Consider the following 13,681-nt stretch of genomic DNA (forward strand, 5'->3'; position numbering starts at 1 on the left):
GAAGAAGCCAGCTGATAAGAACTGGATTCCGAAAAAGAAGGTTGCTAAATTAGGTGGACAAGGTATTCTTTTTATGCTATTTTTTACCCTTGATAACCTGCGCTAAAAGTTTTTTGGCCCGTAAAATCTTTACTTTAACGTTGTTGATAGGTTCATTGAGTTGTTCCGCAATTTCTGCATAACTCAATTCTTTAAAATACCTAAGGTTGATTACCTCTTGGTAGTGAGGTTTAAGCTTTTTAATATGGGAAAGTAGGGTGGCTAGATTTTGTTCCGTTATCAGAACATCTTCGGCGGTAGGGGCGTCATCCAGCACTTTTTTTACTGACTCTTGGTTTTCACCTGTCTCAAGGCTTTTTTTTCGCTTTCGTATAAGGTCTACATGAATGTTTTTGGAAATGGCTATAAGCCATGTTTTAAACTCGTATTTACTATCGTAAGTGTGAAGTTTATCAAAAGCTTTGGAGAACGTCTGTATGGTGATGTCCTCGGCATCGTTCTCATTCTCGGTGCGTTTTAATTGAAAGCCGTAAACACCGTTCCAAAATGTATCAAGTAAATTACTAAAAGCAATTTGGCTTCCTGCTAGCGCCTTTTTGATAGTGGCTTGTGTGTCATTTGTTTCTGCCAAACGGGAAGCGGTTTATTGGGAAAGTTATAGCTGAGTCTGAAGTTCTTGGTTATTGTCTTTGCGGCATTCCTGCTCATCTGGCATCTTACCGCACATACCGCATGCTTCGCCTTCCTTGTTCAGGAACGGGCTTTGGCTGGCGCAGGTGCCTGCAAATTTACCGTCTTTCTTGGCCCATATTTTAATAGCTATCCCGGCAAAGGCCACTGCCATTAATCCAACGGTCAATAATAGCAACTTCATATTGTTTCTTTTGTGCAAAGATACAAAATAAGCCCCGAAACAAAAGTTTCGAGGCTTAGGAAATAAAAGTGTCTATAGTTGATTTTTAATAGGCCAGATTGGCAACAATATTTTCTACTGTTGGAGTCTGGTTTCCGCCTTTTGGTTCAATAGTGATGTAACTAATGGCCTTGTCTGCATAGGGAAGGGCTAAAAGTTTTTCTTGGCTATCTGCCTCATGTATGATTCCTAGGTTGACCATTTCTCCGTTTACCTCGGCCCACATTTGATAACATTGGTCTTCCGGTAAATTGGGCAATTTACTTACGTTAATGTATGAAAGCCTTTTTACCGGATTAATATAGGCAACTGCCTTTAATTCTTTTGCCTTCTTATTTCCTTTGACTGCAACCTTTTTAGTTTGCGGATTTTGGAGCACTATAAATTGGTTTCTAACATCTTCCAACTGCTGCCTCATGGTTTCCTCCAGGTCATCTATTTTATTATTTACAATGCTATTCTCTTCCTGTAAACTTTGATTTTGGTCCCAAAAGAAAAAGCTGGCCCCAAAGGATACTAAAACCGCTACACTGGCGGCAATGGCCAATCTATAATACTTCTTACGGCCTACATGTTCTTTACGAACCCTGTTAAGGATTTGATCTTTAAGTTCTGCAGGAGCTTTGATAGCGTAAAGTTTAGCGTAGGTTTCTAAATTTTCCTGCAGCTCATTGTAGGCATCCCTAACTTCTGGGTACATGGATATGTACCGTTCTGTTTGCAAGGTTTCTTCTTGGTTTGCTGTGCCAACGAGGTACTTCTCCAAGATATCCGAGTCTAAAAATTGTTTTATTTTGTCTTTCATGTCTTAAGGTATCAGGTTCATTGATAAAACCAAAATAAGTGTTGGGCCATATATCTTTCTTAATTCCCTTAGGCCTATTTTTAAACGTGATTTAATGGTTCCTAACGGAATATCCAGTTCATCACTGGCCTCTTGTTGCGTCATTCCTTGAAAAAACAAGGCATCTAGCACAATCTGGTATTTTGGTTCTATCTTGTCAAGATTCTCACGTACGTCCATAAACTCCGGTCTGGTGCTATTGACGCCTAAATTATATACGTCTGAAACATCAATTTGGATTTCCTTATCGCTTTTTGTATTCACGCTACGTAACTTGTCTATGGCCGTATTTCGTGTAATCCTAAAAAGCCATGTAAAAAGTTTTGCCTTTGATGCATCATAGGAATCTGACTTTTTCCAAATCTTAACGAAGCTTTCCTGCAATACATCTTGCGCTAATTCTTCGTTTCTAACTACCTTATTTGCAACACCTAACAGTGTATCTCCATAATGTTCGTACAGAAGGGAAATGGCTTTTTCATTGCGTTCTTGAAGCAATTCAACTATGTGTTTTTCAAGTAAGGTGCTCATAAATTTTGGAAGGTCTCAAAAAAAAATTTGATTATCGGCATCCAATGTGGTAGTTTAGCCCGTATATGTTAAAACGCTAAAATATAAAATTGATTTTTATATAAGTGTTTTGCAAAAATTTTAATGAATAAATGTGCACTTGGTAACTGCACATTTAATTTTTGGTTAGTTTGGTTTGGTATAACCCCTGGAGATTTTCTTCAGGGGTTATTTTATGATATTCACTTCTGGAACAATGTCTATCCCATATACCTCCTTAACCTCTTTAATAATCCTTCTGGCCAATTTCAATATTTCTTCTCCTGTGGCATTGCCGTAATTGACCAGAACAAGCGCCTGGTTTTTATGCACCCCGGCATCATCAAATCTTTTACCTTTGAACCCGCATTGTTCAATAAGCCAACCCGCAGGTATTTTATATTCTGATTCCGATACCTTGTAAAAGGGAGCATTGGGGTTCTTCTCCAAAAAGGATGTAAAGGTTTCTTTGTCTATAACAGGGTTCTTAAAAAAACTACCGCTATTACCCAAAACTTTAGGATCTGGAAGTTTTTCCTGTCTTATAGCGATAACCGCGTTGGAAATATCCTTAATACTAGGGTCTAAAATGTTATTCTCCTTTAATTTTGCTTCTATAGCGCCGTAGGAGGTATTTTTTTTGTGGTTTCTTTTTGTAAGTTGAAGCGTGACGGATGTAATTACATATCTGCCCTTTACCACATTTTTAAAAATGGAATCCCTATAACCAAATTTGCAATCTTCCTTTGTAAAAGTTTTTAAGGTTTGCGTTTGCACGTCCATAGCCTCGCAACTAACGAAAGTATCTTTTAGTTCAACTCCATATGCGCCAATGTTCTGAATTGGCGCGGTACCCGTATTCCCGGGAATTAATGACATATTTTCCAAACCTCCATAACCTTTTTCCAAAGTATACATGACCATTTGGTGCCAATTTTCCCCCGCCATGATTTTTAAGGTTACGTCCTCTTCGGTTTCATGCACTACTTCAATGCCTTTTAAATTGATATGAAGAACAAGTGCATCTATATCTTGCGTTATCAGCATATTGCTCCCACCGCTTATTATGAATTTTTTTGGATGGGTTTCTTGTTGAAAAGCCTTTCTTAAATCCTCTATACTGTTAATTTCCAGAAAGTAACTGGCTTTGGCATCTATTCCAAAGGTATTGTAGGCTTTAAGCGAAAAATTTGATTGTATGTTCATTAGCCTTTATAACTCTTCAAAGCTTCCTTTAGTATGCCAACTGCCCTTTTAAGACTTTCTTTTTCTAGCACGTAGGCAATCCTTACTTGATTTTTTCCGTAGCCTTCGCTAGCGTAAAAACCTGCAGCAGGTGCAACCATGACCGTTTCGCCGTTTATTGAAAAATCGTTTAAAAGCCATTGGGCGAAATGGTCTGAATCTTCTATAGGCAATTGTGCAATGCAGTAAAAGGCTCCTTGAGGTCTTCCAATGGTAACACCCTCAATTTTTTCCAGTTCATGAATCAATAGTTCACGTCTGCCAACATATTCTTCTTTTACCTCATCAAAATAACTTTGAGGCGTTTCCAATGCTGCTTCGCTTGCAATTTGGGCAAAAGTTGGAGGTGATAATCGTGCTTGTGCAAACTTTATGGCTGTCTTTATAAGTGCTTTGTTCTTGCTAACCATGCAGCCTATTCGTGCACCGCACATACTATATCTTTTGGAAACAGAATCAACAACTATGGCATTTTCCTCTAAATCGGGCTCCTGTAAAATAGAATAATGCGAACGATTGTCATAGGTAAACTCCCTATACACCTCGTCTGCAATAAGAAAAATGTCATGCTTTTTAACAATGGCCGCTAACTTGGCAATTTCTTCGGGAGTGTAAAGGTAGCCAGTAGGGTTCCCAGGATTACAAATTAGAATTGCCTTTGTTTTCTCAGTAATAAGTTTTTCAAATTCTTCAATTGGAGGAAGGGCAAAATTATCATCAATCTTTGAGATAATGGGTACTACATTTACTCCCGCGGCCGTCGAAAATCCGTTATAGTTGGCATAAAAGGGTTCTGGAATGATAATTTCATCGCCAAAATCTGTAATGCTGCCAATGGTAAAAGAAAGTGCCTCCGATCCACCGGTGGTTACAATAATGTCATTGGCATCCACATGAATGTCATACTTTGCGTAGTAGGCTGCTAATTTGGTTCTGTATTCTTCTGAACCTTCCGTTCTGCTGTATTCTACAACTTCCAAATTGTGGTTCTTTACCGCGTCCAAAGCCACTTGTGGCGTTTTAATATCTGGCTGACCTATGTTGAGATGTATTACATTAATTCCTCTCTTTTTGGCTGCTTCGGCATATGGAACTAATTTTCTAATAGGGGATTCTGGCATGGAGATTCCCTTCTGGGACACTTTTGGCATAAATCTAAATTTTACACAAAAATGCTAAAACCAATCGGATAAAACTAAATTCTACCATCTCAATTCAATTACTGTAAATTGTTAAAAATCAAGCATATTTGGCTTAAAATTCCTAAATTGTTAGAGGTAGGGCGATTAATATTAGGAAAATTGAAGACTTGGAGCCTAAATATGACATTGTTGTTACTGCTAGCACCTTTGCTGGTTTGTAGTCAGCACTTTAAATTACCACAGGATAAAAGCTTTCAGAAGCTAAAATTTCAGTTGGTAAACAATCTTATTGTGGTTCCCGTTGAAGTAAACGGCACAAAGCTTCACTTTCTTTTGGATTCCGGGGTTAGCCAACCCATACTTTTTAATATCAGTAGCAAGGATTCTGTACAGATCAATAATGTGACGGAAATTACCATACGGGGAGTAGGTCATGGGGAGCCTATTAAAGCTTTAAGTTCTTCGGGCAATACTTTTAAAATTGACCATATAGTAAACCAAAGTCAGAAGTTGTATGTGGTCATGGATAAAGGAATCAACCTTTCACCTTCCTTAGGTATTACCATACACGGCATAATGGGTTATGAGTTGTTTAGGGATTTTGTTGTGGATATAAGCTACGCAAAGAGGACCATCAAATTTTTTGACCCGGAGAAGTATGAATACAAGAAATCAAAAAAAATGGAAACCATGCCATTGGCCATCAGAAATAAAAAGGCTTATGTACAAAGCACTTTGTTTTTGGACGGAATCAAAGGGTTGCCGGTTACCATGTTGGTAGATACGGGTAGTAGTGACGCTGTTTGGCTATTTGAGAATGAACATATCAAGGTACCCGAAAAACATTTTGATGTTTTTTTGGGCAAGGGGCTTAATGGGTTAGTGTATGGGAAACGGACAAAAATTAAGGGTATAAGCTTAGGAGATTTTTTGATTTCCGATGCTAAAGCAGCCTTTCCTGATGAGTTATCCTATAGCGAAATAAATAGTTTTGGTAATAGAAATGGAAGTCTTGGGGGAGAGATTTTGAAAAGATTTGATATCGTTTTTGATTATTCTAAAAATCAAATGGCCTTTAAAAGGAACAAATTTTTTAAGGAGCCCTTTTATTATAACTTGAGCGGTTTGAATCTACAGCATAACGGTATGCGCTATATTGCGGAGAGTATTGCAGACAATAGGGGTATTGTCAAGGAAGATGAAAAACAATTTGGAGATGTACAGCTCATCTTTGAGAATAAGACAAAATTAAGCCTAGTTCCTGAAATTGTCATTTCGGCTATTAGGGATGGAAGCCCTGCTCATGAAGCGGGATTGCGCCAGGGAGATGTCATTTTGGCCGTTAACGGTAAAAGGGTTCATAAATACCAACTGCAAGATGTGGTAAAAATGGTAAATGAAAAGGAGGGTAAAAGAATCAAATTATTGGTAGATCGTTATAATTCAGATTTGTTGTTCACTTTTAAACTTACCAAATTATTCCAATAAAAAACCTCGGTGTAGGCCGAGGTTTTTAAATATTCTTTAAGAAGAATTTTATTTGCCTTCAGAGGCTTTAACTTCTCCTTTTATCTTTAACACCTTGGTAGGTGTATCTGCGTTTGAAATTACGGTAATAGCTTTTCTGATAGGCCCAACACGATTGGTATCGTATTTAACCTGAATTTCACCGGTCTTACCAGGTAAAATAGGCTCTTCTGGCTTTTTAGGGATGGTACACCCACAGCTAGAACTTACTTTACTTATAATCAAAGGAGCTTTGCCGGTGTTGGTAAATTCAAACACACGAACACCATCTGAACCTTTGGTGATTTCTCCGTAATCTACGGTCTCCGTCTTAAATTCAATTTTAGCGGCTTTTTCCTGGGCGGTTAATGTAAAACCCAGTAGGCCAACAAATAATACGAGTACTATTTTTTTCATCTTGTTAAATTTAGGGAATCTCAAAAATAAATCTTTTCAGATGAACCTCCAAAATTCTTTTGTTATCTGTTAACGTTACTTATTTTTGTTTCGTATTTATAAAGTGGCATTTTTGCCATTATTAATTAACACAGAAACTTCATTGGCGGTCTTTTGTTTTTGGACCGACACATACTTGTCAAAAACCATTCCAAAATATGGATATCCCATCAAAATACGACCCCCGCAAAGCGGAAAATCATTGGTATGACTACTGGATGCAGAATAACTATTTTTTTTCAACTCCAGATGAAAGAGAACCATATACTATCGTTATTCCACCGCCAAACGTAACAGGGGTTCTGCATATGGGGCATATGCTGAACAATACATTGCAGGACGTGCTTATCCGAAGGGCAAGACTCATGGGTAAAAATGCGTGTTGGGTACCAGGTATGGACCATGCCTCCATTGCTACGGAAGCAAAGGTGGTTGCCAAACTTAAAGCGGAAGGCATTGAAAAGTCTGACTTGACACGGGATGAGTTTTTAAAGCACGCTTGGGACTGGACCAACGAATATGGAGGGGTTATACTAGAGCAATTGAAGAAATTGGGATGTTCATGTGATTGGGGCCGTACCAAGTTCACCATGGATGAGGATATGTATCAATCCGTTATCAAAGTGTTTGTTGATTTGTTCAATAAAGGATTGATTTATCGCGGACATCGTATGGTCAATTGGGACCCAGAGGCCTTGACCACACTTTCTGATGAAGAAGTTATTTATGAGGAACGCCAAGGTCTATTGTACTATTTGTCATACCCGATTGAAGGTAGTGAAGAAACGGTTACCATTGCAACAACACGTCCAGAAACCATTTTAGGTGATACGGCTATTTGTATCAATCCCAATGATGAAAGGTACTCTCACTTGAAAGGAAAAAAGGTAGTGGTGCCTATTTGCAATAGGGTTATTCCCATCATTGAAGATGAGTATGTGGATATTGAATTTGGTACGGGATGTTTAAAAATAACTCCGGCCCATGATATAAATGACAAAGCCCTTGGGGAAAAACATGGTCTGGAAACCATAGATATTTTTAATGCCAACGCAACCTTAAATTCCTTCGGGTTACATTATGAAGGAAAAGATCGTTTTGTGGTTAGAAAGGAAATAAGCAAAGAACTGGAAGAAAATGGTTTTTTGGTTAAGAAGGAAAACTATGTAAACAAGGTAGGTACCTCAGAAAGGACCAAGGCTGTCATTGAGCCACGTTTGAGCGATCAATGGTTCCTAAAAATGGAAGATTTGGTAAAACCTGCCTTAAAAGCTGTACTTGAGACCGATGAGGTAAAATTTTTCCCTAAAAAATTTGAGAACACCTACCGCCATTGGATGGAAAATATTCGTGATTGGAATATCTCCAGACAGCTTTGGTGGGGGCAACAGATTCCAGCCTATTATTTTGGGGATGGCCAAGAAGATTTTGTAGTGGCGGAAACCAAAGAGGAAGCACTAAAATTGGCACAGGACAAATCTGGGAATACGTCATTGGCCCTAGAAGACTTAAGGCAGGACGAAGATGCACTTGATACCTGGTTTTCATCGTGGTTGTGGCCTATAAGTGTTTTTAATGGTATTATAGAGCCTGATAATAAAGAGGTGAATTATTATTACCCTACTAGTGATTTGGTTACAGGACCGGATATAATTTTCTTTTGGGTAGCCAGAATGATTATTTCCGGTTATGAATATCGGGATGAAAGACCTTTCAAGAATGTGTATTTTACGGGCTTGGTTCGGGATAAGCAACGAAGAAAAATGTCCAAATCCCTAGGTAATTCACCTGATGCCTTAAAGCTCATTGAAAATTATGGTGCAGATGGAGTTAGGGTAGGACTGTTGTTAAGTTCTGCTGCAGGAAATGATTTAATGTTCGATGAGGATCTATGCCAGCAAGGAAAAAACTTTGCCAACAAGATTTGGAACGGATTTAGGTTGCTGAAAAGCTGGGAGGTGGCCGATATTGCTCAACCTGTATCTTCGCAAATTGGTATAGAATGGTATAAGGCCAAATTCAATCAGACCTTGGCAGAGATTGAGGACCATTTTTCCAAGTATAGAATTTCAGATGCCTTGATGGCCATTTATAAACTGGTTTGGGATGATTATAGTTCATGGTTATTGGAAATAATTAAGCCAGACTACCAAAAACCGATAGATAAGACCACCTTTGATTCGGTAATCGCACTTTTTGAGGATAACCTAAAATTGTTGCACCCCTTCATGCCATTTTTAACGGAGGAGGTTTGGCAGCATATTACGGAAAGAACTCCAGATGAAGCCTTGGTTGTAGCAAAGTGGCCAAGTACTGCAACGGTAGATCAAAATTTGATCCAAGAATTTGAATTTGCTTCAGAGGTAGTTTCAGGGGTACGCAACATTCGTAAAGAAAAAAACATCCCTAACAAGGAGGCGTTGCAATTATCCGTTTTAAATGAGGGCAATATTTCTGCTAAATGGGATGTGGTCATTCAAAAACTTACCAACGTTTCTGAGGTGTCTTACGTAGAGAATGGGGTAGATGGCTCCTTATCGTTTAGGGTGAAAAGTAATGAATATTTTATACCCATCTCAGGAGCTATTGATGTAGAGGCGGAAGTAAAGAAAATTCAAGAGGAGTTAAAATACACTCGTGGATTCTTAAAGTCCGTTCAAAAGAAACTTGAAAATGAGCGTTTTGTAAATAATGCGCCAGAACAGGTAATTGCCAATGAGCGCAAAAAACAAGCTGATGCCGAGGCTAAAATTGAAACCTTGGAAAAAAGTTTGGCCAGTTTGGGATAGCAACTTTATTACATTATAGATTGACCGTTGTAAATTGTATTTCTTACAAATAGGAAATTTGGTTTGCAACGGTTTTTATTGGTATTGTTGATTGTAAAAGGGTAGAAGTAGCTTTTTGTCCGCAAATCTACCGGTTGCGTTTTCCTCTATTGGTGTACGAACCAAAACGGTGTTCCATCTGCCTTCAATACCAATGTAATGTTTATTGAAGGTAGTGTTCAATTGGGTCTCAATTAAACAGTCCTCTACCACATCTAAAATATCTTTACGATACTTGGGAGTAATTTTCTTAATATCCTTGATTTTTAAGAGTATTAAAAGCTTTTCACCGTTACTTTTGGAAAAGTAAGCGATATCCTTCATGGAAATACCGTTCACGATTTCCTTGTTCATACTATTTCTAAGAAGACCAGAAATGGAGTCGTTTTCAGCAACCAGCATTTTATCATCTAATTTTTTAAAATCCGAAAGTAACAGGTTGTAATTTGGGTCTTGAATATTGGTTTTTTCATTGGTATCCTTCGATCTTGTGTAAACCCCATAGAGCGATAGAGACATTACAATGGCGAAAAGTACCGTAAGTGCAAGACAGCCGCAACCCTGCCAGAGAGGTCTTTTGGCTGGTGATACTCGTAATAGTGCATTTTTGCTATGTTCCATATCTGCTGTAAACTCTCTCCTTTTAAAATGTCTACGGCAGTGACTGCATTCGGCTGTGATGATCTTGTTCAATGGTAAAATTGGAATCTAAAAAAAGTGGAAATAGTTTCCTTTTACTATCAGCTTAGTAGAATCCTTGGATTTGCAATGTGGACATGTGGTGTTTTTTAGATAATCTTCTTTAAGAACAGATGCACGAATACCAAAGAGAAGTAACATGTTTAAAATTTAAGGTTTGGTTTAATAAATATCGGAATAAGACAAAATTAATTGAGGCAAAAGAAATGTACATCCCTGAAATTGGGGATTTCTAAGTTACCTTATGTGTCATAAGCATCGGTTAAGGTATTGCATCTATAAATCATGTACTTACTCTTAAAACCGAATCTATATTCAGTTAATTCCCTATTTTAGTCGTGTGAGACTAAAGGACAATAAGAAAAAGGAAGCTATTTTTAATGCGGCAATTGAGCTAACAGGGGAACTAGGTCTAAATAAGATTACCATGTCTGCCATTGCCGAGAAAGCTCAAGTTGCCAGTGGAACCCTCTATATCTATTTTAATAGCAAAGAACAGCTATTCAATGAGCTTTATAAACGACTTATTTCAGAAGGTACATTGGCCATTCTTCCGGCAGTAGAACACTTGCCGATCAAACAACAGTTGTCTACCATTTGGTCCAATGTACTTGAATTTCGCACCTCCAATGCAGCCGAGGTGGCCTTTATGCATGAATTTAGGTATTCACCTCTGTTGGATGATGACACCAAAAAAATAGACTCCCTATTTGTTGACCACATTCGCCGACTTCTTGAAGCTGGAAGGGAAGAATTAATTGTTAAAAATTTAAGCGATGATATTCTTATCCCCCTTATGTATGGTTACGTAGATAATTTGGCCAGGCATTTGACTCACAAGGGAATAAAGCTCACCCCTGAAATTGTTAGACAGACTTTCATTATCTGTTGGGATGCCATCAAGGCATAAATTTTAACAATATAAATGAATATGTATTCATTTATAACGTATCTTTAATTACATTTGTGCCAAGTTCAATTGGTTGAATTGTTTGTAGAGTTTAAGTTGTAGCCCCAAGTCTTATTTGTTAAGACTTGTTCTTCTTAAGTTGATGGAAACCCCGAGAGTACGTTTTGACATTTCCCCCGCGTCATTTCGTCAAGGGGTTTCTGCTTTTATAGGTCTTTACAAAATGCTTCCACGTTTTTCGTATCTTTAAAAAAAGCGAGGCCTATGAAATCTTTTGTAACCTTCATCTGTATACTATCTTTTGCTATAAATTATGGACAAGAAATAAGCATAGTGGATCCTGAAATTCAAATTATAACGGCCACTTTACCGCTGCCGGAAAGTGAAAAGGCGGGCGCCATGGTCTATGGTTATGACAAAAGTGGAAATCTAACGGTACTTCAGGAGGGGACGAATAACATGATATGTCTGGCAGATAATCCAAAAAACGAAGGGATTAGCGTTGCATGCTATTCCAAGGAATTGGAGCCGTTCATGAAACGAGGTAGGGAATTGACCGCTGAGGGAAAGAATACAAAGGAAAAGCGTGAAATTCAAGGGGCAGAGGTAGCCGCTGGAAAATGGCAAATGCCCATTGTACCTAGCATGATGTACGTTTATTATGGTAGTGACGAAGCTTACAATACGGAAACAGGTGAACTTTTAGATGGTAAATTCAGGTATGTAATATACACACCTTTCGCTACTGCGGCTTCAACGGGACTGCCTACCAAACCTCATGACAAAGGTATGCCTTGGTTAATGGATCCCGGAACATTTAGGGCCCATATTATGATAGGTCCCAATTAATGAATTCTATCTTAGTTTAAAAAGTTTGATCAAACCCAAAACGGAATGCTCTTCCTCTTCTTTTCTTGTATCCGATACAAGTTTTTTTTCTTCTTCCCTAACTTCAGACCATAGCACCCCAAGTGCTGCAAGAATGATTATGTTTTTAATGATATATTGACCTAATAGCGTAAGTGAAAACACATTTTCCTCAAAAATCAACTGAGGGAAAAAAATTAACGGTGAGAAGGTCAAAATCATATGGACTGCCGTAATTCTGATGGTATTCTTTTTAAATAGATTAAAGAGCAAGCACAGACCAACCCCTGTTTCCCAAATGGCCAAAAGATATATTGATATCTCCATAGGAATCAAAAAATGAGTAAGTTGATTGATGGTGTCTATTGCCAAGTCTTCTGCAGGGCTATGCTTGGAGAAAAACTTAAGTCCTCCAAACCATAAATAGACCAATCCAATGGCAATTTGTAGGTATCTATTTTTATTTTTTTCCAGTTGCATACGTTACTATTTGCTTTCTTCTCGGTTAAAGGTGTTTTTTAGTTCCGGGTTGAGCTTTATTTTATTATTGGAAAATCGATAGGATATACCTAAGTTCACTACGTAATCTGAAAATGCCGCATCTCCATTTCGTGGTTCGCCCGTTAGTTCTTCTGTTTGTCTATCGGTAATACTTTGGGGTCTGTCACGCCTAACGGCAAAGGGAACATTGAGGTTTACCGTAAAGTTGCTTTTCATGTAGCTTAGCCCGGGATCAACGGAAAGAACATTGCCAGGTCTTCTAAAACCTTCATTTCCACCAATAAAATCCTTTACAGGAACACAATCGAACCTACCTCCCAAAGAGGCGGAAATTGTAGGGGAAATGGTATAACTAACCCCCACGCGAGCCGAATATTGATCAGGTACTGCCATAATGGCCTCGTTCTGCAGAATAGGACTAAGGGTTTCCCTAAAGGTTCGTGTGCCGTTGGTTTCCCTCGGGTTAATGAGATAAAATCCACTTGCGTAGCTAAACAAATTATTGGCAAGTTTTTGGTATAACTGAAAGTCGAGGGTGAGGCCAAACCCTCCATCACCCGGCTGTATGGATTGGTCAACAGGTCTCGTTTGAGGTTCCCCTTCCGGCCCCACGTTGTAAAAAATATCGGATGCATTAAAATCTCCCGTCGGTAATTTTACGCCCAAGCCTAAAGCTAGGTTGCCATTTGGATATTTTTCAAGGTCAAAAAGCCAATACCCAAAACCAAATCTGATATCTGCAAGCCCTCTAGAATACGTTGTATTCCTTTCTTCCCTACCATGTTCATACAGTGATGAACGTGTATTAATTACCGTAGGGATTGTCAAACTGGTGAACAATCTGTTGCTAATGGCATAGGTGGCAAAGAAATCCCAAGAATGGGAGTGGTTGATTACTTCAGTGTTATTGCTTAAGCGATCTGGTTCTTCTTCAGTGCCCCTAAAGTGTCTAAAGGATTTAAAATATCTATAATTGGTACCGATTTGAAAATCACCTTTATTCAAAAGGTTGTTTTCTAGACTATTTCCAACACAAGAGGAAAAATGTCTAATAGCTACACACCCTTGGGCTTGTAATTGAAAAGTGGCCGCAAGAAATAGAAGGCCAAAGAAAATTGATTTTCTTAACATTGGTCAGGTAATTAGAGGTTGGTTGGAAAAAACCAACTCCCCGTAGGAGAGGAGCTGGCACTGAAAAAATGTTTTTACACATTAACTGAA

General features: G+C 38.4%; 14 protein-coding genes. 4 read left to right on the forward strand and 10 right to left on the reverse strand.

What is annotated here, in order from left to right:
• Positions 1 to 76: 76 nt before the first annotated feature.
• The 6 genes from IL355_RS17155 to IL355_RS17180 all read right to left on the reverse strand — a co-directional run bounded on the left by IL355_RS17155 (position 77) and on the right by IL355_RS17180 (position 4,702).
• Positions 77 to 631, reverse strand: a complete 555-nt coding sequence (locus IL355_RS17155; RefSeq protein WP_192463333.1) for an RNA polymerase sigma factor — start codon at positions 629 to 631, stop codon at positions 77 to 79.
• Positions 632 to 655: 24 nt separating this feature from the next.
• Positions 656 to 874 carry a membrane or secreted protein gene (locus tag IL355_RS17160; protein WP_192463394.1) on the reverse strand — a complete coding sequence of 73 codons (219 nt, stop codon included), beginning with the start codon at positions 872 to 874 and terminating at the stop codon, positions 656 to 658.
• Between the two features lie 85 nt (positions 875 to 959).
• Entirely contained in the window at positions 960 to 1,718 is a 759-nt protein-coding gene (locus IL355_RS17165) for an anti-sigma factor (protein WP_192463334.1), read from the reverse strand.
• Between the two features lie 3 nt (positions 1,719 to 1,721).
• Positions 1,722 to 2,288, reverse strand: coding sequence for an RNA polymerase sigma factor (locus IL355_RS17170; RefSeq protein WP_192463335.1), 567 nt, complete (start codon positions 2,286 to 2,288; stop codon positions 1,722 to 1,724).
• 207 nt (positions 2,289 to 2,495) lie between these two features.
• On the reverse strand, positions 2,496 to 3,512 hold the full coding sequence (gene murB, locus IL355_RS17175) for a UDP-N-acetylmuramate dehydrogenase (protein ID WP_192463336.1): 1,017 nt from the start codon (positions 3,510 to 3,512) through the stop codon (positions 2,496 to 2,498).
• The gene (locus IL355_RS17180; RefSeq protein ID WP_192463337.1) at positions 3,512 to 4,702 is read right to left on the reverse strand and encodes a pyridoxal phosphate-dependent aminotransferase; all 1,191 of its coding nucleotides are present in this window, start codon (positions 4,700 to 4,702) and stop codon (positions 3,512 to 3,514) included. Before IL355_RS17180 ends, murB begins: the two co-directional genes overlap by 1 nt.
• Positions 4,703 to 4,873: 171 nt before the next feature.
• On the opposite strand from IL355_RS17180, the gene IL355_RS17185 reads away from it, so the two are divergent.
• Entirely contained in the window at positions 4,874 to 6,181 is a 1,308-nt protein-coding gene (locus IL355_RS17185; RefSeq protein ID WP_192463338.1) for a PDZ domain-containing protein, read from the forward strand.
• A 48-nt stretch (positions 6,182 to 6,229) separates the two neighbouring features.
• On the opposite strand, the gene IL355_RS17190 is transcribed toward IL355_RS17185, so the two are convergent.
• On the reverse strand, positions 6,230 to 6,616 hold the full coding sequence (locus tag IL355_RS17190; RefSeq protein WP_187458444.1) for a DUF1573 domain-containing protein: 387 nt from the start codon (positions 6,614 to 6,616) through the stop codon (positions 6,230 to 6,232).
• 197 nt (positions 6,617 to 6,813) lie between these two features.
• On the opposite strand from IL355_RS17190, the gene IL355_RS17195 reads away from it, so the two are divergent.
• A complete protein-coding gene (locus IL355_RS17195; protein ID WP_192463339.1) occupies positions 6,814 to 9,444 on the forward strand; it encodes a valine--tRNA ligase in 2,631 nt (876 codons plus the stop codon).
• 75 nt (positions 9,445 to 9,519) lie between these two features.
• Here the strand turns inward: IL355_RS17195 and IL355_RS17200 are convergent, their stop codons facing one another.
• Positions 9,520 to 10,176, reverse strand: coding sequence for a hypothetical protein (locus IL355_RS17200; protein ID WP_192463340.1), 657 nt, complete (start codon positions 10,174 to 10,176; stop codon positions 9,520 to 9,522).
• Between the two features lie 346 nt (positions 10,177 to 10,522).
• Here IL355_RS17200 and IL355_RS19400 point away from each other — a divergent pair, with 346 nt between their 5' ends.
• Both IL355_RS19400 and IL355_RS17210 read left to right on the forward strand, forming a co-directional pair.
• Entirely contained in the window at positions 10,523 to 11,092 is a 570-nt protein-coding gene (locus IL355_RS19400; protein WP_192463341.1) for a TetR/AcrR family transcriptional regulator, read from the forward strand.
• Between the two features lie 264 nt (positions 11,093 to 11,356).
• Positions 11,357 to 11,941 (forward strand): hypothetical protein, encoded by a 585-nt coding sequence (locus IL355_RS17210; RefSeq protein WP_192463342.1) that lies wholly within the window; start codon positions 11,357 to 11,359, stop codon positions 11,939 to 11,941.
• Between the two features lie 6 nt (positions 11,942 to 11,947).
• On the opposite strand, the gene IL355_RS17215 is transcribed toward IL355_RS17210, so the two are convergent.
• Positions 11,948 to 12,439: a doxx family protein gene (locus IL355_RS17215; protein WP_192463343.1), complete on the reverse strand. Its 492-nt coding sequence runs from the start codon at positions 12,437 to 12,439 to the stop codon at positions 11,948 to 11,950.
• A 6-nt stretch (positions 12,440 to 12,445) separates the two neighbouring features.
• Positions 12,446 to 13,591, reverse strand: coding sequence for a hypothetical protein (locus IL355_RS17220; RefSeq protein ID WP_192463344.1), 1,146 nt, complete (start codon positions 13,589 to 13,591; stop codon positions 12,446 to 12,448).
• Positions 13,592 to 13,681: the final 90 nt, after the last annotated feature.

The sequence above is a fragment of the Euzebyella saccharophila genome (assembly GCF_014855495.1).
Classification (GTDB): Bacteria; Bacteroidota; Bacteroidia; order Flavobacteriales; family Flavobacteriaceae; genus Euzebyella; species Euzebyella saccharophila.

What these genes read in the sequence shown, in the direction of transcription:
- IL355_RS17160 (WP_192463394.1), bottom strand. Translation starts at nt 874, where the DNA reads ATGAAGTTGCTATTATTGACCGTTGGATTAATGGCAGTGGCCTTTGCC.
- IL355_RS17165 (WP_192463334.1), bottom strand. Translation starts at nt 1,718, where the DNA reads ATGAAAGACAAAATAAAACAATTTTTAGACTCGGATATCTTGGAGAAG.
- IL355_RS17170 (WP_192463335.1), bottom strand. Translation starts at nt 2,288, where the DNA reads ATGAGCACCTTACTTGAAAAACACATAGTTGAATTGCTTCAAGAACGC.
- murB (WP_192463336.1), bottom strand. Translation starts at nt 3,512, where the DNA reads ATGAACATACAATCAAATTTTTCGCTTAAAGCCTACAATACCTTTGGA.
- IL355_RS17180 (WP_192463337.1), bottom strand. Translation starts at nt 4,702, where the DNA reads ATGCCAAAAGTGTCCCAGAAGGGAATCTCCATGCCAGAATCCCCTATT.
- IL355_RS17185 (WP_192463338.1), top strand. Translation starts at nt 4,874, where the DNA reads ATGACATTGTTGTTACTGCTAGCACCTTTGCTGGTTTGTAGTCAGCAC.
- IL355_RS17190 (WP_187458444.1), bottom strand. Translation starts at nt 6,616, where the DNA reads ATGAAAAAAATAGTACTCGTATTATTTGTTGGCCTACTGGGTTTTACA.
- IL355_RS17195 (WP_192463339.1), top strand. Translation starts at nt 6,814, where the DNA reads ATGGATATCCCATCAAAATACGACCCCCGCAAAGCGGAAAATCATTGG.
- IL355_RS17210 (WP_192463342.1), top strand. Translation starts at nt 11,357, where the DNA reads ATGAAATCTTTTGTAACCTTCATCTGTATACTATCTTTTGCTATAAAT.
- IL355_RS17215 (WP_192463343.1), bottom strand. Translation starts at nt 12,439, where the DNA reads ATGCAACTGGAAAAAAATAAAAATAGATACCTACAAATTGCCATTGGA.
- IL355_RS17220 (WP_192463344.1), bottom strand. Translation starts at nt 13,591, where the DNA reads ATGTTAAGAAAATCAATTTTCTTTGGCCTTCTATTTCTTGCGGCCACT.